The organism is Arthrobacter sp. NPDC080086 (genome assembly GCF_040702285.1).
Genome location: NZ_JBFBKP010000142.1, coordinates 1 through 5211, shown reverse-complemented (window position 1 = coordinate 5211; position 5211 = coordinate 1). Strand labels below are relative to the sequence as shown.

The 5211-nt window shown below is 70.2% G+C and carries 6 protein-coding genes; 5 read left to right on the top strand and 1 reads right to left on the bottom strand.

Going from position 1 to position 5211, the window contains the following annotated elements:
• From AB0305_RS22615 to AB0305_RS22595, 5 genes are all read left to right on the top strand, one after another.
• A partial coding sequence (locus tag AB0305_RS22615) for an ATP-binding cassette domain-containing protein (protein ID WP_366174121.1) occupies positions 1-544 on the top strand: 544 nt, incomplete at its 5' end.
• The gene (locus AB0305_RS22610; RefSeq protein WP_290257168.1) at positions 531-1241 is read left to right on the top strand and encodes an ABC transporter ATP-binding protein; all 711 of its coding nucleotides are present in this window, start codon (positions 531-533) and stop codon (positions 1239-1241) included. The genes AB0305_RS22615 and AB0305_RS22610, both read left to right, overlap by 14 nt.
• Before the next feature lie 4 nt (positions 1242-1245).
• Positions 1246-2127 (top strand): branched-chain amino acid ABC transporter permease, encoded by an 882-nt coding sequence (locus AB0305_RS22605; protein WP_364138173.1) that lies wholly within the window; start codon positions 1246-1248, stop codon positions 2125-2127.
• A 56-nt stretch (positions 2128-2183) separates the two neighbouring features.
• Entirely contained in the window at positions 2184-3296 is a 1113-nt protein-coding gene (locus AB0305_RS22600) for a branched-chain amino acid ABC transporter permease (protein WP_290257170.1), read from the top strand.
• The gene (locus AB0305_RS22595) at positions 3293-4552 is read left to right on the top strand and encodes an ABC transporter substrate-binding protein (RefSeq protein ID WP_364138176.1); all 1260 of its coding nucleotides are present in this window, start codon (positions 3293-3295) and stop codon (positions 4550-4552) included. Before AB0305_RS22600 ends, AB0305_RS22595 begins: the two co-directional genes overlap by 4 nt.
• A gap of 27 nt (positions 4553-4579) precedes the next feature.
• Here AB0305_RS22595 and AB0305_RS22590 read toward each other — a convergent pair.
• The coding region (locus AB0305_RS22590) for a PadR family transcriptional regulator (protein ID WP_366174117.1) at positions 4580-5211 on the bottom strand (632 nt) is incomplete at its 5' end.

Genomic DNA, 5211 nt, shown 5'->3' with positions numbered 1-5211 from the left:
CCTCGCCCGGACCTTCCAACACCCGGCCCTGCTGCTGAACGCCACCGTGCTGGAGAACGTCCTCCTCGGCGGACACCTCCGCCTCCCCGGCGGCCCCGCCTCCTGGGCGCTCCGGCTGCCGCGGACCGCCCGGGCCGAACGCTCCATCCGCGCCGAGGCCCGCGGGCTGCTCGAGCGCGCCGGACTCGGCTGGGCGGCCGACGTCCCGGCCAACGAACTCTCCCACGGCCTGCACAAGGGGATCGAACTCTGGCGTGCGCTGCTCTCCGGACCCTCGCTGCTGCTGCTGGACGAACCGGCCGCCGGCCTCTCCCACGCCGAGGTGGAGGAGCTGATCGCCACCGTCCGGCGGATCCGCGCCGAACAGGACATTACGATCATCGTCGTCGAGCACCACATGGGCCTCATCTCGGCGCTCACGGACCAGGTGGTGGTGCTGGACCACGGCCGGAAGCTCATGGCCGGAACCGCGGCGGAGGCGCAGGCCGACCCGCGGGTGATCGAGGCCTACCTGGGGAAGGACGCCGCGGATGACGCTGCTTGAGCTGGTGGACGTGACCGCCTCCTACGGGCCGATCCAGGTGATCGACGGCGTCTCGCTCAGCGTGCCCGAGGGGGGCGCCGTCGGGATCCTCGGCGCCAACGGCGCGGGCAAGACCACCACCCTGCGGGCCATCAGCGGCACCGTCCGTGCCGGCGGGACCATCCGGTTCGCGGGCCGCGACATCCGCGGGCTGCGGCCTGACCAGGTCGCGGCGCTGGGCATCGCGCACGTGCCCGAGGGCCGCGGAACGCTGGGGCAGCTGAGCGTGCGGGAAAACCTGATGGTGGGCGCGTACCTGCGGAAGGGACGCCAGGCGATCGCCGCCGACGTCGACTACTGCCTGGACCTGTTCCCGCAACTGCGCGACCGGATCGGCTCCCGGGCGGCCGCCCTCTCCGGCGGCGAACAGCAGATGCTCGCCGTCGGCCGGGCGTTCATGGCCCGGCCGCGGCTGCTGCTGCTGGACGAGGCCTCGCTGGGACTCGCGCCGGGCACCGCCAAGACCGTCTACGAGGCGATCCGCAGGCTCCGGCTGGAGTCCGGGATCGCCATGGTGGTGGTGGAACAAAACGCCAACCTCGCCTTCTCCCTGGTGGACACGGCAACCGTGCTGGAAACGGGCCGCACCGCCCTGACCGGCACCACCGCCGAACTCAAGGGGATGGACGAAATCCGACGAGCGTACCTGGGGGGCTGAACCGGTGGGCACCTTCATCCAGCTGGTGGTCGACGGGCTGTCGACCGGATCCATCTACGCCGCGCTGGCCCTGGCGATCGTGCTGGTCAACCAGGCCACCGGGCTGATCAACTTCGCCCAGGGCGGCCTGGCGGTCCTCTCCGGTTACGTGGCCTACGCCTCCGTCCAGGCCGGGCTGCCGCTCGTGGTGGCCATCATCGTGGCAGTGGCGCTGTCTTTCGTCCTCGGGGCCCTCGCCGAACGCTTCCTGGTCCGCCGGTTCGAGCGCGGCGACCCGGACACCGCCGTCGTCGTCACCATCGGCCTGCTGACCCTGATCACCGGCATCATCGCCGTGATCTGGAGCTACAACAACCTCGGCTTCCCCTCGCTTTTCCCGCTCACCAGCGTCGACATCCTGGGCGCGGTGGTCAGCGTCCGGTCACTCGCCACCACGGTGACGATCGTGGTCATCATGGTGGTCCTGCAGCTGCTCTTCCTGCGCACCAAGCTGGGCCTGGCCCTCCGCGCGGTGGCGGACAGCCCGGCGTCGTCCGCCCTCTCCGGGCTGCCGGTGGGGCGGCTGCTGATGGTCGGCTGGGGTCTGGCTGCCGCGCTCGGCGCCGTCGCCGGCGTCCTGGTGGCCCCGCAGCTGACCCTGACCCCCGGCATGCTGGACACCGCACTGGTCTACGCCCTCGCCGCCGTGATCCTGGGCGGCCTGAGCAGTCCGATCGGCTGTGTGGTGGCCGCCTGGGCGATCGGCGTGCTGGAAAACCTCGTGGCGGTGTACGTGCCGTTCATCGGCCACGACCTGAAGATCGCCGTCCCGTTCGCGCTGATCTTCGTCATCCTGATCCTGCGGCCGCAGGGCCTCTTTGGCCGGAAGGTCGTGGTGAGAGTCTGATGCGCAACCGCCTGCCCGCAAAACCCTTGTCCGTAGAACCCCAGTCCGTAAAACCCGTGGCCACCGGAAACCGCACCGTCCGGATTGTGGTGCTCGTCCTGGTGGCCGTGGTGCTGCTGCTCGCGCCGCTGAACCTGCCGCCCTTCGCCAACCAGACCCTGGTGCGGATCGGCGTCTACGCGGTGGCCGTGCTGGGCCTGAACATCGTCATGGGCTACACCGGCCAGGTCAACCTCGGCCAGATCTTTTTTGTGGGTCTCGGCGCCTACGTCACCGCGTACGGGGTCAAGCAGGGCTGGAACATCCTGCTGGTGTTCGTCCTGGCCTGCCTGATCGCCGGCGTCGTGGGGCTGCTGGTGGCGCTGGCCGCGGCGCGGCTGGGCGGCCTCGCGATCGCCATGGTGACCATCGCCCTGCCGATCGTGGGCGTGCCGCTGGCCAAGCGGCTGGAGGGATTCACCGGCGGCTCGCAGGGCATCTCCGCCCGGTTCACCGACGCCCCGGACTGGTCCGGGCTCTACAACGACCAGTGGCAGTACTACATCATCCTGCTGGTGACCGCCGCAGGGTTCCTGCTGGCCCGGAACCTGGTCCGCGGCAAGTACGGCCGGGCGTTCGGCGTCGTCAAGGAAAACGAGGCCGTCGCCGCGTCGATGGGCGTCTCCCCGTACCGGACCAAGGTCCTGGCCTTCACCGTGGCCTCCATCTTCGGCGGCGCCAGCGGGTTCCTCTACCTCGCCGCCGTTCAGTACACCTCCCCGGAAACCCTGAGCTTCGGGCACTCGATCAGCCTCCTGGCCGCCATGGTGATCGGCGGCGCCGGGAGCATCGCCGGGTCCCTCATCGGCGGGGCCTACTACGTCCTGGTCCCGCTGCTGACCAACGCCGTGGACCCCGGCCTCACCACCGTCAGCCAGGGCGCCATCCTGCTGATCGTCCTGTTCCTGCTGCCCGAGGGGCTGGTCAGCCTGCCCCGGGTGCTCCGCCGGATCACCGGCCGGAACCGGGACCGGCCCGGCGCCCCGCAGCGCACCGTACCCGCCCCGGCCCCGGGGGCCGGGTCGGAAAAGCAGGCAGACCAGCACCAGACAGAGCACCAGGCCATTCCGGACCAGACAGACCAGCAGCAGACAATCCAGCACCAGACAGGGAGGCAAGACCAAGCATGAGAAAGAACACCCGGCCTCGCGGGGTCCTCGGCATAGTGGCGGTGGCGGCGGTCATTGCGCTCTCCGCCTCGGGCTGCACCCGCGGCAGCACTAACCAGGGCGGCGGAAGCAACGCCGCCTCGCCCGGCATCACCGACTCCTCCATCACCCTCGGCATCACCACCCCGCTCAGCGGCGCGATTGCCGGCCAGGGCACCTGCACGGTGGCCGGTGTCACCGCTTACTTCGGCGCGCTCAACGCCGCCGGCGGCGTGAAATTCGGCGACGGCAAGACCCGCACCGTCAACATCAAGTCCTACGACGACGGCTACGACCCGCAGAAGTCGTTGGCGAACTTCCAGCAGATGGTTTCGGACAACGTCTTCGCCGCCACTGCGGGCCTTGGTACCCCCACCAACCGGGCCTTCCGGGAGGCGGCGATCAGCCAGAAGGTCCCGCAGGTGCTGGTGATGACCGGCGACCCGCTGTTCAGCGACCGGAAGCAGAGCCCCTGGCAACTCGGGTTCGTCCCGATCTACCAGAACGAGGGCGCCGCGTTCGGCAAGCTGATCGCCGGTTCAGGCCAGCCGCACAAGGTGGCGATCCTGTCCCAGAACGACGACTACGGCAAGGGCTACGTTCAGGGCTTCAAGGACGCCATCAAGGGCGCCTCGAACATCTCGGTCGTGGGCGAGCAGACCTACGAGGCGACGGACACCTCCGTGGACCCGCAGCTGACCCAGCTTGCTTCCTCCGGCGCGGACGTGTTTTTCGACGCCATGTCCATCACCCCGCTGGCCATCGCGTCGCTGCAGAAGGCGCAGCAGCTCGGCTGGAAGCCCAGCTGGTTCCTGCCGTCGAACACCTCCAGCCCGGCCGCGATCCTGGGCCCGGGCGGGGCCGCCGCGTACCCGGGCATCTACTCGGTGTCCTTCGCCAAGGCCCCGCAGAGCCCGGCGTTCGCCAAGGATCCCGACGTCGTGAAGTTCCTCGCCGACCTCAAGCAATACGCGAAGTACCCGGACATGCCGGCCTTCCCGCACTGCATGTGGAGCTACATGGTGGGTGCGACGCTGGAGCAGGCGTTCAAGACCATGACCGAGCCCACGCGGGACAGCTTCATGACCGCGCTGCGCAACGTCAAGGGCCTGCAGGCGCCGCTGATGCTCTCCGGCACCTCGGTGGATACGACGACGGACGGCCAGCCCGCGGTGTCCTCGGTGCTGGTGCAGAAGTACGACGGCAAGGGCTACGCGACGGTGCAGAACTTCGGCTAGGCGCATGCGGCACCTGCCAGGCGGCGCCTACCGGGCCGGGATTCCCGGCCCGGGCCAGGCGCCGCCGGCGGACTCCAGCTCGTCGACCAGCCGGAGCCCGCGCCGGGCCCACTCGATCTCGGTGCGGGCGCGGTCCACCAGGCCCTCGTAGGTGAAGCGCTTGAAGGCCACGGTGCGTTCCCGGTCGCCGGGGTCGGTGACGGCGAGGCGGCGGACCAGCATCGGGTTGGCCACCTCGGCGATCCGCTGCAGTTCACCCTCCCACTGGGCGAGTTCGGCCTCCCACTGGGCCTGGTGCCGGCGGAAGAAGGCGCGGGCGTCGCCGGGGGAGGCGGCCTCGAGGTAGGCAGCGCGCAGGTGGGCGGGGTCGCGGACCCGGGCGTATTCCAGCGGGGTCTGCATCCAGGCCAGGAACGCCGCCTCGCCGGCGGCGGTCACGTGGTAGAGCCGCCGGGTGGCGCGCTGGCCGCGGGGCTGTTCCTCGCCCTCGATCAGGCCCTCGGCCTCCATCTTGCGCAGCTCGGGGTAGATCTGTGAGTCAGGCGCGTGCCAGACGTGGCCCACGGACGCGGAAAACTGCTTCTGCAGTTCGTACCCGGAGAGCGGGCCGACGCGCAGCAGTGCGAGCAGCGCATAACGCAGGCTCATACGGTGCTCCT